16 protein-coding genes and 2 pseudogenes are annotated in these 18,807 nt (G+C 35.8%); 14 read left to right on the top strand and 4 right to left on the bottom strand.

The window, feature by feature from the left end; all coding sequences use genetic code 11:
- The first annotated feature begins 82 nt into the window (after positions 1–82).
- From ACZ5B7_RS16455 to ACZ5B7_RS16390, 14 genes and pseudogenes are all read left to right on the top strand, one after another.
- Entirely contained in the window at positions 83–2,146 is a 2,064-nt protein-coding gene (locus ACZ5B7_RS16455; protein ID WP_464490141.1) for a BglG family transcription antiterminator, read from the top strand.
- A gap of 61 nt (positions 2,147–2,207) precedes the next feature.
- Positions 2,208–2,471 (top strand): phosphocarrier protein HPr, encoded by a 264-nt coding sequence (locus tag ACZ5B7_RS16450; protein WP_464490140.1) that lies wholly within the window; start codon positions 2,208–2,210, stop codon positions 2,469–2,471.
- Positions 2,471–4,204 (top strand): phosphoenolpyruvate--protein phosphotransferase, encoded by a 1,734-nt coding sequence (gene ptsP / locus ACZ5B7_RS16445; RefSeq protein ID WP_464490139.1) that lies wholly within the window; start codon positions 2,471–2,473, stop codon positions 4,202–4,204. Before ACZ5B7_RS16450 ends, ptsP begins: the two co-directional genes overlap by 1 nt.
- A gap of 243 nt (positions 4,205–4,447) precedes the next feature.
- A complete protein-coding gene (locus ACZ5B7_RS16440) occupies positions 4,448–4,843 on the top strand; it encodes a VOC family protein (protein ID WP_464490138.1) in 396 nt (131 codons plus the stop codon).
- Between the two features lie 393 nt (positions 4,844–5,236).
- Positions 5,237–5,581 (top strand): PadR family transcriptional regulator, encoded by a 345-nt coding sequence (locus tag ACZ5B7_RS16435; protein ID WP_464490137.1) that lies wholly within the window; start codon positions 5,237–5,239, stop codon positions 5,579–5,581.
- The gene (locus ACZ5B7_RS16430) at positions 5,578–5,916 is read left to right on the top strand and encodes a DUF1048 domain-containing protein (RefSeq protein WP_464490136.1); all 339 of its coding nucleotides are present in this window, start codon (positions 5,578–5,580) and stop codon (positions 5,914–5,916) included. Before ACZ5B7_RS16435 ends, ACZ5B7_RS16430 begins: the two co-directional genes overlap by 4 nt.
- A gap of 300 nt (positions 5,917–6,216) precedes the next feature.
- A pseudogene (locus ACZ5B7_RS16425) lies at positions 6,217–6,339 on the top strand (ABC transporter ATP-binding protein); the annotation flags it as partial.
- A 584-nt stretch (positions 6,340–6,923) separates the two neighbouring features.
- On the top strand, positions 6,924–7,922 hold the full coding sequence (locus tag ACZ5B7_RS16420) for an aldo/keto reductase (protein WP_464490135.1): 999 nt from the start codon (positions 6,924–6,926) through the stop codon (positions 7,920–7,922).
- 179 nt (positions 7,923–8,101) lie between these two features.
- Positions 8,102–8,302 (top strand): cold-shock protein, encoded by a 201-nt coding sequence (locus tag ACZ5B7_RS16415; RefSeq protein ID WP_289989575.1) that lies wholly within the window; start codon positions 8,102–8,104, stop codon positions 8,300–8,302.
- 364 nt (positions 8,303–8,666) lie between these two features.
- Positions 8,667–9,127 (top strand): annotated as a pseudogene (locus ACZ5B7_RS16410) (DinB family protein).
- Between the two features lie 496 nt (positions 9,128–9,623).
- Entirely contained in the window at positions 9,624–10,655 is a 1,032-nt protein-coding gene (locus ACZ5B7_RS16405; RefSeq protein WP_464490134.1) for a DUF3231 family protein, read from the top strand.
- Positions 10,656–10,696: 41 nt separating this feature from the next.
- Positions 10,697–11,170 (top strand): hypothetical protein, encoded by a 474-nt coding sequence (locus tag ACZ5B7_RS16400; RefSeq protein ID WP_464490133.1) that lies wholly within the window; start codon positions 10,697–10,699, stop codon positions 11,168–11,170.
- A gap of 264 nt (positions 11,171–11,434) precedes the next feature.
- Positions 11,435–11,977, top strand: a complete 543-nt coding sequence (locus ACZ5B7_RS16395) for a CBO0543 family protein (protein WP_464490132.1) — start codon at positions 11,435–11,437, stop codon at positions 11,975–11,977.
- Positions 11,978–12,351: 374 nt separating this feature from the next.
- A complete protein-coding gene (locus ACZ5B7_RS16390; RefSeq protein ID WP_464490131.1) occupies positions 12,352–12,837 on the top strand; it encodes a hypothetical protein in 486 nt (161 codons plus the stop codon).
- Positions 12,838–13,200: 363 nt separating this feature from the next.
- Here ACZ5B7_RS16390 and ACZ5B7_RS16385 read toward each other — a convergent pair whose 3' ends face one another.
- The 4 genes from ACZ5B7_RS16385 to ACZ5B7_RS16370 all read right to left on the bottom strand — a co-directional run bounded on the left by ACZ5B7_RS16385 (position 13,201) and on the right by ACZ5B7_RS16370 (position 18,793).
- A complete protein-coding gene (locus tag ACZ5B7_RS16385; RefSeq protein ID WP_464490130.1) occupies positions 13,201–14,331 on the bottom strand; it encodes a Ger(x)C family spore germination protein in 1,131 nt (376 codons plus the stop codon).
- Positions 14,332–14,344: 13 nt separating this feature from the next.
- A complete protein-coding gene (locus tag ACZ5B7_RS16380; RefSeq protein WP_464490129.1) occupies positions 14,345–15,430 on the bottom strand; it encodes a GerAB/ArcD/ProY family transporter in 1,086 nt (361 codons plus the stop codon).
- Positions 15,431–15,438: 8 nt separating this feature from the next.
- Positions 15,439–16,932, bottom strand: coding sequence for a spore germination protein (locus ACZ5B7_RS16375; protein WP_464490128.1), 1,494 nt, complete (start codon positions 16,930–16,932; stop codon positions 15,439–15,441).
- 625 nt (positions 16,933–17,557) lie between these two features.
- On the bottom strand, positions 17,558–18,793 hold the full coding sequence (locus ACZ5B7_RS16370; protein ID WP_464490127.1) for an IS110 family RNA-guided transposase: 1,236 nt from the start codon (positions 18,791–18,793) through the stop codon (positions 17,558–17,560).
- Between the last annotated feature and the right edge of the window lie 14 nt (positions 18,794–18,807).

Genomic DNA, 18,807 nt, shown 5'->3' with positions numbered 1-18,807 from the left:
GTTGAGCCGTACATCATTTGTTCCCAATCGGTAAACCAAATGAAAGCGGTTGATATTATGATGTTAATAGGAGGACATGCCAATGATGATTGATAAACGTCCTTCGCTTTTATTAGATTATCTTTTAAAAGTGAAGAGTGTCAACATGACTCAGATTATGGATGCAACGCAATTAACGAAACGTCAAATATCCTATGATTTGGATAAAGTGAATCAATGGCTAAAGGAGAAAGACCTCCCCATCATCCAATTCAAAGGTGTTCATTATATTGTAGTGCCTGAGACTGTAGTGGAATATTTTCGCGATCAGGAAATAAATCATCATGAGCGGAATTTTGTTTTTTCCGAAGAAGAACGCTTGGCGGTTATCTACCTTTATATCTTTATGCGAAATGATACTATTTCATCTTTTCATTTAACGCAGCTTTTACAAGTCAGTAAGAACACGGTTATTTCCGATATTAAAAAGGCAAATAAAATGATTGGCTCTTTTTTGGTGGAAATACGCTATTCCCGAAAGTATGGCTATCATCTGGTTGGAACAGAGTTCGATAAAAGAGCACTTGCCATGCACTACATATCCCGCCTGATCCAGGTCCCTTACTTTGAAGAACTGCTGGATTATCTATTAAAGGAAGAAACTAAAAAAATTGGTTTTCGAGAAGTTTTAACCATTCTTAAACAAATTGAAAAGCAGTTTTCTCTTAATTTTGTAGAAGAACGTTTACATCAATTAGCCAATTTTTTGATTTTTTATTATTACCGGCTGCAGAAAAAAAAGTTTGTCCAATTTCACGTGGATGAAGTTGCCCTATTAATAAAAGATCCGATGCATGAAGTGGCTTTAACGTTAAGTCAATTTCTCCATCTCGAGAATGAGGAAGCGGAGTTATGTTTCTTAACGGTCCAATTTCTTGGTTTATCTTTTGGGAAAAGTTCTGCCCCCAAGCGTGAACAGGATTTATTATTTAAACTTTGCGAACAGCTTGTATTTGATTTTGAGACCAAGGCTTGCATTGTTTTTGAAAAAAAGGATGAAGTGGTCCATACGTTGTACCAGCATTTTAAGCCAGCCTTTTTTCGTATGAAGTATCGGATTCCCGTTGAAAATCCACTGCTTCATCAAATTAAGAATGAGCATAAAGAGCTATACATGCTTGTAAAGGAAATACTGCATCCGATTGGAACCTTATTGAAAATCACCATCCCTGAGGAGGAAATAGGTTTTATCACAATCCACTTTGGAGCTTTGTTAGAAAGACCAAAACAGGAGATGCCGGAAAAGAAGAAAGCCATCGTTGTTTGTCCAAGCGGGATTAGTTCGTCATTAATGGTAAAACACCAGCTGGAATCACTTTTCTCAGAGATTGAAGTTGAAAAAACCTTATCATTGCGAGAATTTCAGGAAGGACAATTTGACCATTATGATTTAGTTTTTTCGACAGTAAAGCTAGAGACAAAACTACCTTGTTTTTATGTGAAGCCAATCATGACACCAAATGAAAAGCATCATTTAGTCAAAGAAGTTTATCACTTGCTGTTTGGTACTCAATATCACGATATTTCCTTGAAAGAACTGATTCAAACCATTGGAAAGTTCACTACAATTTACGATGAAGAAGGCTTAAAAAAGGAATTAAGTCGCTTCATATTTTATAAAAAAGAAAATGTTTATAAAGGGAAACAGCAATCATTAGAAGATTTATTGCAAGCTGAAACCATCCAGGTAATGGAAGAGGTTGTTGATTGGAAAGAGGCAATAAAAGCAGTGGCAAATCCTCTTCTGATAAACGGGACAATTGAAACATCCTATGTTGATGCGATGATTGAAAATATTGATACAGTAGGTCCATATGTCGTCATTGGTCCGGAGGTAGCAATCCCGCATGCTCGTCCGGAAAAGGGAGTTAATCGGATTGGGATGAGTTTTTTACAGCTTAAAAAGCCAGTTTACTTTTTAAACAACAATGATTATCCGGTTCGATTGCTGTTTTGCATTGCAGCAACTGATAATACGACCCATCTTAAAGCGCTGTCGCAATTGACAGAACTGCTCAATGAACCGAAAAACCTTGAAATGTTAAAAGAATTAGAGTCGATTGACGACATCACATCATTCTTTAGCCAAAACTCCACAATTGACTGAACAGTCGTTCCTGAGAAATAAGCTAAAGAGTAATTTAAAACTAGAGGAGCTTGATTTTATTATGGTAAGCAAAACGTTCACAATTATAGATGAAACAGGGATCCATGCACGCCCAGCAACAATACTAGTATCAGCAGCAAGCAAATTTAATGCTGAGATCACATTAGAATACAACGGCAAATCAGTAAACCTAAAATCAATTATGGGTGTTATGTCTTTAGGTATTCCAAAAGGTGCAACAATCAAGGTATCGGCTGAAGGTTCTGATGAAAATGAAGCACTTAGTTTATTAGAAGAAACTCTAAAAAGTGGAGGTCTCGTATAATGATAACGGAAGAAGTTTTAACAAAAGAGATTTCAGGCATTGCGGCATCAAGCGGGATTGCGATTGCAAAAGCCTTCCGCTTAGAAAATCCAGACTTGAAAGTAGAGAAAAACGCGATAACAGATGTTAATCTTGAAATAAAACGCCTTGAACAGGCGCTTGAGTTGTCAAAGGGAGAACTCCAGAAAATCAAAGAGCATACCTCTTTGAATCTCGGTGACGATAAGGCTGAAATTTTTGAAGCACACTTGCTAGTTTTAAATGACCCGGAACTTATTAATCAAATCAAAGATAAAATACAAAATGAACATGTTAATGCAGAGTTTGCTTTACAAGAAGTGGTTAACATGTTCGTATCGATGTTTGAAGCATTAGATAATGAATATATGAAAGAACGGGCTGCTGACATTCGCGATGTGGCCAAGCGGATATTGTCACATCTTTTAGGGGTAACAATACCTAATCCAAGCTTGATTTCTGAAGAAGTTATTATGATTGCAGAGGATTTGACACCTTCTGATACTGCTCAATTAAACCGTCAGTATGTTAAAGGTTTTACAACCAATATCGGCGGCCGTACTTCTCATTCGGCTATAATGGCTCGATCCATGGAAATTCCAGCTGTTGTTGGAACCAAAACGGTCATGGAAGACATTAAAAATGGCGATGTTGTTATTCTTGATGGATTAGATGGAAAGGTCATTGTCAATCCAACTGAAAGGGTCATCAAAGAATATAACGGGAAAAAGGCCGCTTACGAAGCACAAAAGGCAGAGTGGGCCAAGCTGGTCAACGAGCCGACCATCACAAAAGATGGCGAGCATGTTGAACTCGCTGCCAATATCGGAAAACCAGAGGATCTTACCGGAGTTCTCGAAAATGGAGGCGAAGGGGTCGGCTTATACCGGACGGAGTTTTTATATATGGGTCGCACTCAGCTTCCAACAGAAGAGGAGCAATTTGCTGCGTTTAAAACGGTATTAGAAGGAATGGAAGGAAAGCCTGTCGTGATTCGCACCCTTGATATCGGCGGCGATAAAGAACTGCCGTATTTAGAACTGCCAAAAGAAATGAATCCGTTCCTTGGATTTAGGGCGATTCGCTTATGCTTAGAAATGCAGGATATGTTCCGAACACAGCTTCGAGCCTTGCTTCGAGCAAGCATTTATGGAAATTTAAAAATCATGTTTCCGATGATTGCTACACTTGATGAGTTCCGGTCGGCAAAGGTACTTCTAGAAGAAGAGAAGCAAAAGCTTTTGGCTGAAGGCCAGCAGGTAGCGGGAAAAATCGAGCTTGGCATCATGGTGGAAATTCCTTCTACTGCTGTTTTGGCTGATCAGTTTGCTAAGGAAGTGGATTTTTTCAGCATAGGTACAAATGATTTAATTCAATATACAATGGCTGCTGATCGTATGAACCAACGTGTTTCCTATCTCTATCAACCTTACAGTCCGTCCATCTTAAGATTGGTTAAAATGGTCATCGATGCTGCTCATGCTGAAGGTAAATGGGCAGGTATGTGCGGTGAAATGGCAGGGGACGAAACAGCCATTCCACTTCTCTTAGGCCTTGGACTCGATGAGTTCTCCATGAGTGCAACATCGATCCTGAAAGCACGTTCGCAAATTCTTCGTCTTTCTAAAGCAGAAATGAAAAACTTAGCAGAAAAAGCCTTGCAAATGAGAACTACAAATGAAGTAATCGAAGCCGTAAAGGAATTTATTAAATAGGGACGACATAAAAAATGGTTTTTAACGAGGACGGTTTTATTTTTTTAAAAAATAAAACTGTCCTCATTAACTATTTTTCATTATTTCTAGTAAAAACATGATGATACATATCGATGACACAAGGGTCATGAACTTGCAGATATTGTTATTGACTTGCTATTAAACCAATCTCGATGCTTTTGTTCAATTATAAAATCAACTATAATATAATCTAGTACATATAATTAGGGGGGGTGGATAAAAATGGAAAATGTAACACCATTTTTAATGTTTCAAGAAGGCAACGCAGAAGAAGCGATGAATTTTTATACATCTATCATTGAGGATTCTCAAATTACAAACATTGTTAGATACGGGGCTAATGAAGCAGGTCCAGAAGGCACCGTCATGCAGGCTACTTTTACCTTAAAAGGCCAAGAATTTATGTGTATTGACAGTTTTGTCAAACATCAATTCTCTTTTACACCTTCTTTCTCAATCTTTCTTACTTGTAATACTGAAGAAGAGCTTGAATTTCTTTATGAGAAACTCCTTGAAGGTGGACAAGCACTTATGCCTTTAAACAATTATGGTTTCAGTAAAAAGTTTGGTTGGGTAAATGACCGTTTCGGCGTTTCGTGGCAAATAAATCTTCCTTAGTGAAACTTTGTAATTAATTAAATAAACCGGTTCTTTCGTTGAAAATTCCCCAATTACCAATAGGCCGAAAAATATGCAAGTCTTTATTCATTTCTTGCATATTTTCGGCTTTTTTTCATTCTAAAATATTAAAATATTGATCGTCTGGTTGGCCGGGAATTATTTTCAAATTATTTACATCTTCTTGAGAATAATCAAGTACCTGGCTGAAGTTTAAGCTGAAAAATTTTAAAAACACCTTTGAAGCCGTAAAAACGGGCTTTTTTTGCGAAAAAGTTTTATTGACAAATGGCGCTATTCGGTAATACTATATACCAGTAATCAGTATCACGATATACCTGTGTTACAGAGTACTGAAAAAAATATAATTAAAATATACATGGAGGTAAAAAATTGGAAAATATCACAGAAATGCTGAAAGGGGTGCTTGAGGGTTGTGTTCTTGAAATCATCAGCCGTGGCGAAACTTACGGCTATGAAATCACGCAACAGCTGCGAAAACTTGGCTTCACTGATGTAGTTGAAGGTACAGTTTATACGATTACAATAAGGCTCGAGAAAAACAATCTGGTGGACATCGAGAAAAAGCCTTCCACTATGGGACCGCCGAGAAAATTTTACACACTCAACGCAGCAGGTCAAGAGCAGCTTAAAATTTTTTGGGAAAAATGGGATTTTGTCTCAAGTAAAATTAACGAACTTAAAACTAAAATAAAATTAAAAGGAGAAGGTATATGAGTATTTTTGAAAAAATAATCGGAAGTCTGGATGAGAAGCGGGAATGGAAGGCGATGGAGGAGCGTGCGCAGGCACTTCCAAGTGAGTACAGCAACGCTTACAATGCTATTAAAAAATATTTATGGACCTCTTGTGGTCTCACCGACTGGAAGGACAGCAGCCGTATCTTTGGCGGCATTCTCGACCTCTTCGAGGAAGGTGCAGCGGAAGGCAAGAAAGTCACTGACCTCACGGGCAAAGACGTTGCCGCTTTCTGCGACGAGCTAGTAAAGGACGCGAAAACTTGGAGAGATAAGTATCGCACGAAGTTGAACGATTCGATTGATCGTGGCTAAAGGCGAAATCCTAGTGGATTTTCGCCTAACACCAACACTAAAGACGTAAACCATCACTGAGGACGACGTGGCTTCCTTTGCCGACGACCTATTGGCAAACGTTAAAACCTATGTCGACAAGTCTCGAGAAGATTTGAATCAGTGTATCATGAAAGCGATTAGGAATAAAGTAAATTCAATAGATAATTCCTACTGAATAGCTGGTACAAATGTAATGTGTCGCATGCTTTATTCAGTTATATTTTTAACCAAGTAGTAAGTAATACAGATTATTGGTCAGACTGAGTAGTGAAGGCTTGAGCATTAACAGGGCAGTTTGCAGCTTTTTACGGCATGCTCAAAGGGCGGGAAAACATGATGATGAACGCGAAGTTGCAAGGAGTTTCCAATCCCGCCCAAGCTGCCAACAATCTGCTTGCAAGAAGTCCCGGTTTAAACTTTTTCCCACAACCCACCACAACTACCAACCCGCCAATCATCCTGCCAACCTACCACTGTCCATGTGAAATATTGTACTTAACCTAACAGGTGCGTTAATTGAATAATAAAATAAATAAAGGACCACACATATTAGACATATCTAAAATGTGTGGTCCTTTTATTAACAACCCTTTTGACTCCTAACCTAAATATAATCATGGCTCTATAAATATATGGACGATCGAGATGGTGATGGCTTAGTAGGTGAATAAATGGGCTTATGCGGCGATTTCTTTTCATCTTATTGAATTAACGGGCAGTTTAGTTGAAGAGTGGTGTTTAACTTGTGTTCTACAATCTGGCCCAATTGGAAAGGTTTGTACTTAAACCAACGTGTGCAGTTTTAACTAACAATAAGTATCATAAAATAAAGGAATTTTGATTTTAGTAAAGAAAGAATTTATTAAGAAAAATGCAAGGGTGGAATAGGGTTTCGGAACGAAACTGGTTACAGATTGGTTGACTTAGAATACGGTGGGGGAAGTTCACATATATTTTTGATTGAAGATGATAGGGGGAATATACCAATGAAAAAGCGTGCAATTGGTCATAACGGTCCACTAGTTTCAGAAATTGGTCTCGGTTGTATGGGGATGTCATGGCTATATGGTAATGCTGACCGAAGGGAAAGCATTGCAACAATCCACGCGGCACTTGAGGAAGGCATTACACTCTTTGATACAGGGGATTTCTATGGCGATGGACACAATGAATTACTTCTACGTGAAGCATTTCAAGGAATCCAACGGGAAAATGCATTCATTTCAGTAAAATTCGATGGCAAGCTACATTCTCAGGGCAAGAGTCATCGAAAGAGTGATAACCACCCTCATACAGTAAAGAATTTCCTTGAGGATACACTACATCGACTAGGTGTTGAATACATCGATCTTTATCAACCAGGCACAGCCTGCATCGATCCAAACGTACCAATTGAAGAAACGGTTGGTACAATTGCCGATTTGGTAAAGAAGGGATATGTACGTTACATTGGTCTTTCTGAAGTAGGAGTGGATACAATTCGGCGCGCACACGCAGTACATTCTATAAGTTGGCTGCAAATGGAATACTCACTATTTAATCGGAGCATCGAATCAAATATTTTGCCCACTTTACGGGAATTAGGCATTTCGCTTTCGGCTTACGGTGTTCTCTCTAGAGGGTTGTTGAGCGGTACATGGTCAAAAGATCGAGAGTTAGGTACGGATGATAAGCGTCGGAAGGCTCCACGGTTTACTAGCGAAAATCTCAAAAAGAATTTAGCCCTTGTTGAGGCTCTGCGTACAATTGCTAAAGAAAAGCAAGTAACTGTTGCGCAGCTTGCTATCGCATGGGTTCTATCTCGGGGTGAAGATGTTATCCCATTGGTTGGAGCAAGAAAGAGATCACAACTTCAGGATTCCTTCGGTGCACTTGAAATGAATTTAAGTTCAGACGATCTTTTACGAATCGAAGAAGCCGTACCTCCAGAACTTGTCGCTGGTGAATACTTCCCTATACCGCGGGAAAAATGGTTTATCAACTAATGGGGTGCTTTAGTAGAATTTGGGTTCCTTGCAAACAATTTCAAAAAAATGCTATCATAAAATGGATTATTTTTGTTCGGTGTAAAGGATAGTATCAGTAATAACTTTTCGTCTTGATGATCACTGAGAGCAAGGATAGTAATACATTGTGTGTGCTAACACACTAGGAGGCAACAAACATGGAAAAAGGTAAAGTAAAATGGTTTAATGGCGAAAAAGGCTTCGGATTCATCGAACGTGAAGGTGGAGAAGACGTATTCGTTCATTTCTCAGCTATTCAAGGCGAAGGGTTCAAAACATTAGAAGAAGGTCAAGAAGTGACTTTTGATCTTGAGCAAGGTCAACGTGGAGCACAAGCCGCTAACGTTCGTAAGGCTTAATTATAACGCCAAACATGGACAGACTCTTTTTTAGATTCTGTTATTTATTTTACTTAGAAAAACAAATAACCCCACTCAAAAATGAGTAGGGTATCTGAAAACAGTAAATCAAATGGTAAACCAAGTGTAGCATATAAATTGTGGATTTCCTAATTTCTTTGAATTTATTACAAATAGAAAAACTTGAATATAAAATTCTCTTGTTAATTTAACGGGGGCAAGAGTTTAAGATCGGAGCTGTCATTTTGGCATCTTTTCTTGTTGAACTAACTGGGCAGGATAGCTCAAGAAGGAAAATATGACGGAACGAGCGAATTATATAATATAAGGGATAAAAATCCAATTATTTGAAAGGAGTAAAAAAATGAAAGAACGCCATATAATTCTCTTCAAACAGTTAGAAACTTACCGAAAAGAAATTTTAGATAGTTTAAACGGAATAAGTGCAGATGCAGCCGAAATAGTCCCGAATAAGTTTAATAATAATATTAGATGGAATATGGGACATATTTATTTGGACCAATACCTATGGATTGAGGCTTTAACAAAGGAGAAGACAGAGGTCCCAGATATTTTTCGTAATTGGTTTAGTTATGGTACAACACCAGTTCATTTCTCAGCGGAAACGCCCTCTTATATAGAACTAAAGAAATTACTGAAAGAACAACGTTCAAGTTGATGGAAAACTATGGACATCGTTTGGAAGAAGAGTATCATCCTTCTGAAATGGGGATGCGAACAATCGAACAAGTGTTAATTCGAACCATCTTCCATGAAGGAATGCATTTACAAGCTATCAATGATATTAAAAAGTGTTTACAATAATATATTTGTCTTAGCTGCCTTTGGTAGCTTTTTTTGCTTTATACTACAAACAGGGCAACAGCATTTCTACAATAATGGAAAATGAACAAGTTTGTGAAAAAATACACTTAAACAAACGAAGCAGTTTAGTTGAATAAGGTAAAAAAAAGTGAACATTTGTTAGCATTTCGGGCTAAGTTAAAATGGCGGAAAGATTGATTTGGCAATTTATAAGAATAATTAAAGCAAGAAAAAGGATGTCATTTGACATCCTTTTCGCCTATTAGTTGAAACATTATCTTTTTATATCAAGTCTTTTCCAACTATTGAACAAGAGTGAAAAGAAATGAGAAATGAAAATATATTAAGTAAGAAGTAAGATTCTGACCAAAATTTAGGTTTCTTAGCATGATGCTAAGAAGATTATGAAAAATTCATATGGATGATAACTCGTATTAATAATGAATTTCTACAAATAATACAAAATAAAGTGTTTATTTGTGGAGGGTTCAAGAACATGGTTGAAAGTAAGATAAACGAGGAAACACCGCATAGCGTAAGGCTTACTGCTCCTGAAATCGCAAACATTTGGGTACAGTATCAAAATGACACAATGGCGATATGTGTTTACAAATACATGATTAAAATTGTAGAAGACGTATCTATTCGTCCAATTTTGGAATTTTCTTTGAGAATAGCTGAAGGGCATATTACAAAAATTAAAGATTATTTCACGCAAGAGAAATTTCCCATTCCTCACGGATTCACCGAGGATGATGTAGATTTGGCGGCTCCTCGATTGTTTTCAGACGAATTGTGCTTAACTTATACCTACATAATGAGTGTCAACGGTTTGGCAGGATATGCTGCTGCTTTATCGACAAATATGCGTCGAGACATACGAGATTATTTCGTTCAATGCCAGAATGAAACAATGGAGCTTTTCAACATATCATTGGATTTACTATTAGAAAAAGGAATTGTATCGAGACCACCATTCATCAACCCTTCAGATAAATATGAGTTTATTGAAAAGAAGAAATTCATGGAAGGACTGCTTGGGGGAAAAAGACCGTTAAGCTGCATTGAGATAAGCAATGTTTTTTGGGATTTAAAAAAAATCCAATTAAGCAAATCCATCACCATAGCATTCGCACAAGCGGCAAAATCCCAAGAGGTTAAGAAATATTTATGGCGTGGTGTAGAAATCTACACCAAACATATTGAGATTTTTGAATCAATATTGTCTCAAGAGCACCTTCCTCAACCAAAATCAGAGGAATCAGAAGTCACGAACTCAACAACCGCCCCTTTTTCTGATCGCCTTATGATGTTTCATAAATCGCTTTTTGGTTCCACATCCATTGGTGTATATGGTTCAGCCATAGGTACATGCGAACGGATTGACTTGGCAATGCATTACTCAAGGCTTTTAGCTGAAATGGGCAAGTACATGGGAGATGGGTTTAACCTTATGGTTGAAAACAAATGGGCTGAACAACCACCATTGGCAGATGATAGAGAGAAATTATCAACGCAACAATTATAATGAATGGTCTTTTAAAAGTTTAATGTAAAGTTGGGAAGTGAATGATAAAAAGCAACCATAAATTTGAAATGCTTTTTTGGAGTATTGCGCTTCCTGGATTTGGACAGTTCCTTAATGGAAAGTATGTAAAAGGAATAGTACTCGTAATATTAGAGTTTGTCATAAATGTACGAGCAAATTTTAATGTTGTAATTATTTTAAGTTTTCAAGGGGAGCTTACAAAAGCTATTCAAGAAACAAATTATCAGTGGCTAATGTTTTACCCATGTTTATATTTTTTTGCGATGTGGGATGCCTGGAAAGATGCAGGAGGGGGGGAAGACCGATTCTCCTTCCTTCCGTTTGTGTTATCGGCATTTTTTGTCACGGTCGGATGTATCTACTCTTCGAATTTAAAGATATTTGGGGTATTATTAGGACCTGTTTGGCTTCCGATTTTGTGTGTAATTCCAGGAGTGATGATAGGAATAGTAGCAAAAAGAGCAATCTATCTTTTTAAAGAAAAATCGATGTAATGTGGTGCCCGTTTATACTACCTAAAATGTAAAACAGAGAATTGAGTAAGATATTGTTTTTTATTGTGCTAATGGAGTGCTTTTGTTTAAGATTTCGTCTGTCATTGTGGCAGCCTTTTTTCTTATTCAACAAAAGGGGCAGGATAGTTTAATAAGAATATTTTTTATTTTGCTCTGTTCTAACCATATTTGCAGACTACTTTTAGAATATATTTAGAATTAATGGATAAATTAACATAGTATTATGAAAACATGGAGTGTTTATTGTCGAAATATCCAACTTATGAAGATGCAAAAGAAGCAAGAGAAACTCTGAGGGATGTTTCCATTAGTCACTGGTACCATCATGACCTATTTACATGGAAATGGTGGTTTTTGGTGGGAGCAACTTTAATACCATGGATTATTTGGGTTAAACTTCGTCATAAGGATAGAACATTCGAAATTCTGAGTTATGGATTATTATGGGCAACTATTGCTTCAGTAACAGATGTAATTGGGGCGGACATGATTTTATGGGGTTATCCAGACAAGTTGTTACCAATGGTGCCTCCTCTATTTCCTGCCGATATTACAGTAATTCCAGTTTTTTTTATGATAATGTATCAGTACACAAAAACTTTAAAAGCCTACTCGGTGTTCTCCTTGGTATTATCTGGGTGTTTTTCTTATATAATAGAACCTCTATTTATAAAAGGGAAGATTTTTGCTTTACATAACTGGACACACACTTACTCATTTATTGGTTTTTTCGTACTCTCTCAAATAGTATATTTTATAATAAAAAGACTTACTCCAATAAAATAGAAATTCTTTTTCAACTATCGGGGGCTTTACTTCAACAAGGAGTAGAGCCTTTTTTCTGTTGTTCCACTAACTGGCAGAATAGTTTAAGTACAAACCTTCACAAACATACACTACGAAAGGGAAATACTTTAAAACTCCGAACATTCATTAATCCTCCACTTGACTTATCTGAAAGGAATAAAAGTTTGGGGGTACGAACCGAATCAAAGATTCGCAGGGTTCCACGATTATAACATCTCAGTATTAATAAAACGGGCATGTATAAAATTACCACTGTTAATAATTATGTATATCCCCAATTTGTATAAAGTTGGCGTTCTTGTAAAAGAATAAGGTAAAATCCGATAAAATACATCTTCTTTATAGGTGGTATTATGAAAAACCAAAAATTATTTTTAATTGCATTGCTGGTTGTTCCTTGGTTAACTGTACCCTTTCTAGGTAAGAAAGCATTTAGAAGATTTCTTCCCACTGCCATATTTATGGCTACTTTTACTAAAGCTTTAGATTTTTATGGTGAAAGGAAAAATTGGTGGAAATTTTATAGCGGTGTCGGACCTTTTAACAGCATGAACTTTATGAATTTAGGTCCATACCTTGTAACTAGTCTATGGGTGTTAAAACTAACTTTTGGGAAATTACCATTATTCATCATTTCAAATACTCTTCTCCATGTTACATTTATCTTTGGAGGATTAAAATTTGTAGAAGGCTTTAAAATATTTTCTTTAGAACAATTAACCAAATTTCAATACTTGGTATTAAGCTTTTTCAGGTGTCTGATTCTATATGCTTTTCAATATATAACGGAGCTGAATCCTCTCAAGAAATCGTTTTTTTATAAAAAGTGGATTCGATAAACCTTCAAACACGAAGGTTTTTTATTTTGCTTAGCAGTGTCATAAAAAAGATTGTGAAAAAATGTACTTAAGCGAACAGGTGCTTGAGTTTAACAACGGAGGTAGCTGCGGCACCTCCTTTTCTTATTGAACAAACTGGCAGGTTAGTTGAAGAGTGTTGTTTATAACTCGTGTTCAACAATCTGGCCCGATTGTTGAACAAGGATTGTAGTTAATGATGGTATTACATATGGTTCTTGAATTATAGTAAGATAAGTTTAATATCAACCTCGTTAAGCCTTATCATAAGTAAATGAAGTTCTTCACAGGTAAATTCGTGAAGGTAATAAACACGGAAGAATAAGACTTTCTCTACTATCTTTACTAATCAACAGCACCTGTTCGTTTTATTTCAACTTTAATACTTGATTTTAACTTTAGTGCAGAATACTTTTTTCTCAAATCTTTATCACTTAAATTGGAATATTTTCTGATGCTTTTTATTTTTCTTCCAATGCCAATTGGATCAGTATTTAATTTTCTTAACTCCTCAAGAAAATCTCCCAATTCTTTGCTTAGTTCTTCCCCAAGCAGTTGCTCCAATTTTTTTATAGATTTCTTATTGTTAAGAGTAATTGTAGGCTGTACTTCTATAGTTGAAACCGAAATGGTTGCGTTTAGCTTAACTTCATCTTCTTTAGATAATTCAATACTTCCGCGGTGCTTTATTGGGCGAATTGTAATATTAAATTTATCTCCTTTTGGCTTTTCGACTAGTTGTATTCCCTTTTTTTCTAAAACCTCTAGAGGAATGTTTAATGTTATATCTCCCAAAGAAGCCCTGCGATTGGTGAATAATTTTATGAACAAGGTTTTTGTCAAAGAAATAGAACCGACCATTTTATCATCCTTTAATAATGCCACCTTTTCAATATAGGGTGCTGCACCATTCTTATTCGATATAATAGGTAAGGTAGGATCGATGCCAATTTCATATAGAGTGGAGAAAAAATCATGCAGGTTGGAGTTTATTAACAATTCCTTCCTTTCTTGCTTATCCAATAATTGATAAATATATGACCCCATCTCAGGGTATTCTTCATAGTTATTATTTTTAATGACTTCTTCAGTATTGTTTGTAATGGCCAAAAATATTAATGATCCAATGCTGCTGTCTCGTTGCATTGTATCTAAAAAAGATGATATTCCTATCATTTCACTTATATTTTTATCAAATAGTATTGTCCTCAATTGTCCAGATGTAATGTCGTGGCTTGTTTGTTGTTCTAACCTTTGTCTTATTTGTTTGCTTGTAGTACCGACGGCAGAAATGGTTTCACTTGTTTTTTCTTCTTTACGGTCGAATTGCAACAAGCTAATAGAGCCTTTATATGTATCTTTATCAAGTAAATCATAACCAATAATAGTTGAAATCCCTTGCCTTTCTAATATTTTTTCAGGGGGCACGCATGCAGTACAGAGAAGACAACAAAATAGAATAAGCCATTTTTTCATCGTTTCAACTCCGTTAAGATTGTGAAAAAATTTTAGATTTAATGATTGAAATGAAATATAACAAGATCGGATAGATAAACCATAGGTAAAAGCCGACATGACCAACTTGATCAAAAAAAAGGTTATTGTCGACTCTTTTGGTGACAAAAAAACTCGTGATAAAAATGATTATTGAGATTACCCATATACCATGTTTTTGTTTTAAATGAAATATTTGTTTTACTCCTTTTGAAGAAATGAACAGGTATAAACATAAATTTGGAAAAATAACCAATATCCATAATGGAACGGCAATAAATTCAAACCGTTCAAGAAATGGAAAATGGACCGCGCTTATCATACTGACCACAGGCCAAATATGTATTTCTAATTCCTTTGGACTAAAAAATAATATCGAAATAACAGTTGTTATAAATACAATAAGTGTAGTAAACCAGATTGCTAATTGACTGAAAAAATGCAGCTTTTTTTTCTCCTTTATAAATGGAAAAATAAAAAATAAAGTTTCAAAACCTAACATTGTAAAACTGGTTTTAAATACTCCTTTCATTATTTGTGCTGGGGTTGCCGACATGACGGGTAAAATTCTAGTGAAGTTTATCGATCCAATTGGTTGATAAAAAACAAATACCAGCCATATAGTCATTAAGAAGGATAAGAAACATGTTCCTGCAATTACTCTGAATCCGCCAGATACGGCATAAATGGTTACTAATAATAGCACTAAAACACCTACCCATTCATCAACTCCTTCATATCCCCATGTCAGGGACAATTCAACATAAGCGATGATGATAGAGTAAAGTGCTGCAATAAAGTAAATAACCATAAAAGTATTGATGATACTGCCTATAAAGCGACCAAATACATTCTCGTGTATTTCATAAAGATTACAGTTTTCATACTTAGCAAGGATGCTAATTATCATCCAAATGATAACACTAATGAATAGTCCAGAGAGTAGAACACTGATCCAGGCATCTTGCTTAGCTTCAAGAAAAACAATTCTAGGGACGCCAAGTATGCCCATCCCGATTTGTGAAGTGTGAATGATAAAGAAAGCAAGATAGGCGTTTACAAAACTAATATTTGATTTCATTATCCACCTCAAAATTCATCTAAATCGTTTTCTGTTTTTTTAAATTTCCATCCTATCCGGAATACGTTTAATGGACGATTGACAACAGGACGTTTCTTATAAAAATGGTGTGGAAGCCGTATGAGGAAGTATTTTAAATCCTTTATCCTTAACGGGTATAGAGGTGCAAGATAAGGTCTATTTAAGGATGTCAACTTTAACAAGTGGACAACCAGTACACAGACACCGATCATAATCCCATTAAAACCCCAAACACCTGCTAGAATAATGAAAGGAAACCTGGCAATTCTTATAGCAGTCCCCATCTCATAAATTGGAGATGAAAAAGCCCCTAATGCACTAAATGCCACGATAATAATTAAAATATTGCTAGTTAAGCCAGCCTCAACAGTTGCTTGACCAATAACAATCCCTCCAACAATCCCCATTGTTTGACCTACTTTTGATGGAAGACGTGCCCCTGCCTCTCTAAGCAATTCAATTAATAATTCCATTAATATTGCTTCTAGTAACGGGGGAAAAGGAACTTGTGAACGTGATTGCCCAATGACAATTAACAATTTAGATGGTATAAGTTCAAAGTGATAAGTAAGGATTGCAACATAGAATGCTGTAAAGAGCAGTGATCCAGCCATAGCCAAAAACCGTATAAATCTTATGAAAGTACTCAAAGTCCAGCGTAAATAAATATCTTCTGTTGATTCAAAAAACGAAAAAAAGTTAGCAGGCCCAATAATAGCCACTGGGCTTCGATCTAAAAGGATACCAACCCGTCCATTTAAAATAGAATAGAGAAATCGATCGGGCAGCTCTGTCATGATAAACTGAGGAAAAAAAGAATAATGATTATCTTCAAGACACTGCGCCAAAACTGAACTGTCACTTATATCATCAGTTGTAATATTTTCAAGCTTCTGCTTAAGTGTTTTTAGTATGTCTTCATCCGTTAAATCTTTAATGTAAATAATTCTTAATTTCTTCTTAACACGTTCTCCTATTTCTAATTCATCCGTACACAAATTAGAATTATTTAGATTTTGTCTAATAATTTTAATATTAGAAGACAATGATTCTGTAAACGAAATTTTAGGGCCGTATACCAAAGATTCAGTTTCTGCTTTCTCGATGGATCTTTCAATTGGATTAGCACAATTTACTAAAAGGGCTTTACTTTCTTTTAATAAGTAAATATAAACGAATCCATTTAAAATTGAAGAAATAACTTCTTGTTCATTAAAGTCAACCTTTACTTCGTCAATAGGGATATTTTTCATTAAATAAGAATAGGTTATATCTTTTTTTGGCAGCTGTTGAATGAATTTAATAACATATTCATTAACTGTTTCAGCCTTAATTAAATTTTTCATAAAGACAACTTCCAGACAATCTCCAGCGACCTCAATTGTCCTGCAAAGTAAATCTGGTGATTGGTTGAGGATATATTTAATTTTTTTATAATTTGGGCAGTTATTTTTATTTGGATGGATTGTCAATTGAAACATATCCTTCAATAGATTTTTTTTTAATATTTGAAGTAAGAATCATTATTATACTTGTTATAACAAAGAAGTAAGGATTGAGAGTATTTTTAGGACCTTTGAATGTTTTTTTATTTTGAACAGAAAGAGATTTCATGGGGATATAAACTGTGTGAAAACAGCATTAGTAGCTGTGTATTTTAAAGTGGATGAATAAAAACCTCACTTAGATACAATACGGAGAACCGTATCATAAATAACGGTAAACTAAAAATCATTTTTGGTGATAAGGATTGTTTTTGATTCTGTATAAAACTAAATGGTGAGCGATAGTTTAAAAACGGGTGTCCAGTTTTGACGCCTATTTTTCATAATTTTGTTATTCAACAATCGGGCGCTTTTCTTGAATAAGAAGGCGTCTTTTTGTATTGTACTGGATTCTGGAACAACCCTTAATAGGGATTGGAGTTATATTAAGGTGTAGAAGAGATTGTGAAGGATTACACTTAAACAAAACCAGCTAATGGTTTGTCAACATTTTTCAATAAAAACTTAAATTACTTCATGCTATACTAATTTTGCGCATACCAAATAGCCTTCCAATATATTGTATTTGGAAAGCGTTGGGCTGTTTGGTTATTTTTTTCGGTTAGGCTAAATCCTGGAAAGTTGTTTTACTTTTTAAAAGCGCATAAATCCAATGTAAGAGTTTATTGGCACATGCTATCACAGCTACTTTAAAGGGTTTACCTTCTTCACGTTTCTTATCATAAAACTCTCGTAATCGCTTGTTACGAGGAATGATTTCATCTGTCGTTTTCTTTTTACGGCAGTCACGAATGGCACATTTCACGGCCATATACAAGGCATGTCTTAATCTACTAGAACCTCTTTTTGTAATTCGATTTTGAGTACCTTTAAAGGTACCAGATTCAAAGACACTTGGATCAATTCCGGCAAACGCAACTAGTTTTTTAGGGTGATTAAACCAATCAATTTCCCCAATTTCAGAAATAATCGTTGCCGCGATTTTTTCTCCGATTCCGGGGATGGATTGGATAATCTCATATTCTTCAATACTTTTGGCTAAAGCATCTATCTCATCTTCAAGCTTGGATAGGTGCTTTTTATATTCAAGAAGCATTTTAATATACATATTTAGACTTAGGATATGACTATGATATAAGGATTTCTGAAATGGGTTTTGAGTTGCCGCAACCTTCAATTTCCCCGCCTGACTGTTTGCCCATTGTTGCGAACGACTTTTACATAATTCTTTTATTTTCTTGGAGATTGTCTCTTCTTTAGCTGCTAAGATTTCCTCTGAAGTAGGGAATGACAGTAAAGTCAGTAAAGAAACATCAGAATACAAATCTCCAAAAACTCCACAGTATTGAGGAAACACTTGGTCCAGAACTGCCTGAAATTGTAGTTTAGTTTGTACAAGCATGCCTGTGATATTTTCATGTTGTCTTGTAAGATTACGAAGGTTTAAGAACTGGATTCCTCGCTGTTTATAAGGCTCTAAATCCTCTTTATAATACATCTCGCAGAGATGATACGCGTCAATAACATCTGTTTTTACCTTGCGTAAACTAGAACTTTTAGCCCGATACGATATGAGAGGGTTCACGATAATCAATAAGTACCCTCTGTCCTCGAAATACTGAACAACCGGTTTATGATAATGTCCAGTAGATTCCAATACTATAGGAGGCCTTTCCCCTGATACTTCTTCAACTTCTCTAATAAAATCTAGAAGACTAGCTAACCCTTCAAGAGTATGTGTTACTTTAAAGCTATTTTTAAATGGCTTCTTTTTATCCAAGAATGCTTGAACCTGACTTTCACCTTTTGCCACATCCAGACCTATGACTGGATTCATCGTTATCTCCTCCT

The organism is Neobacillus sp. S1115, assembly GCF_055385565.1.
This window is presented reverse-complemented; position numbering and strand designations above follow the sequence as displayed.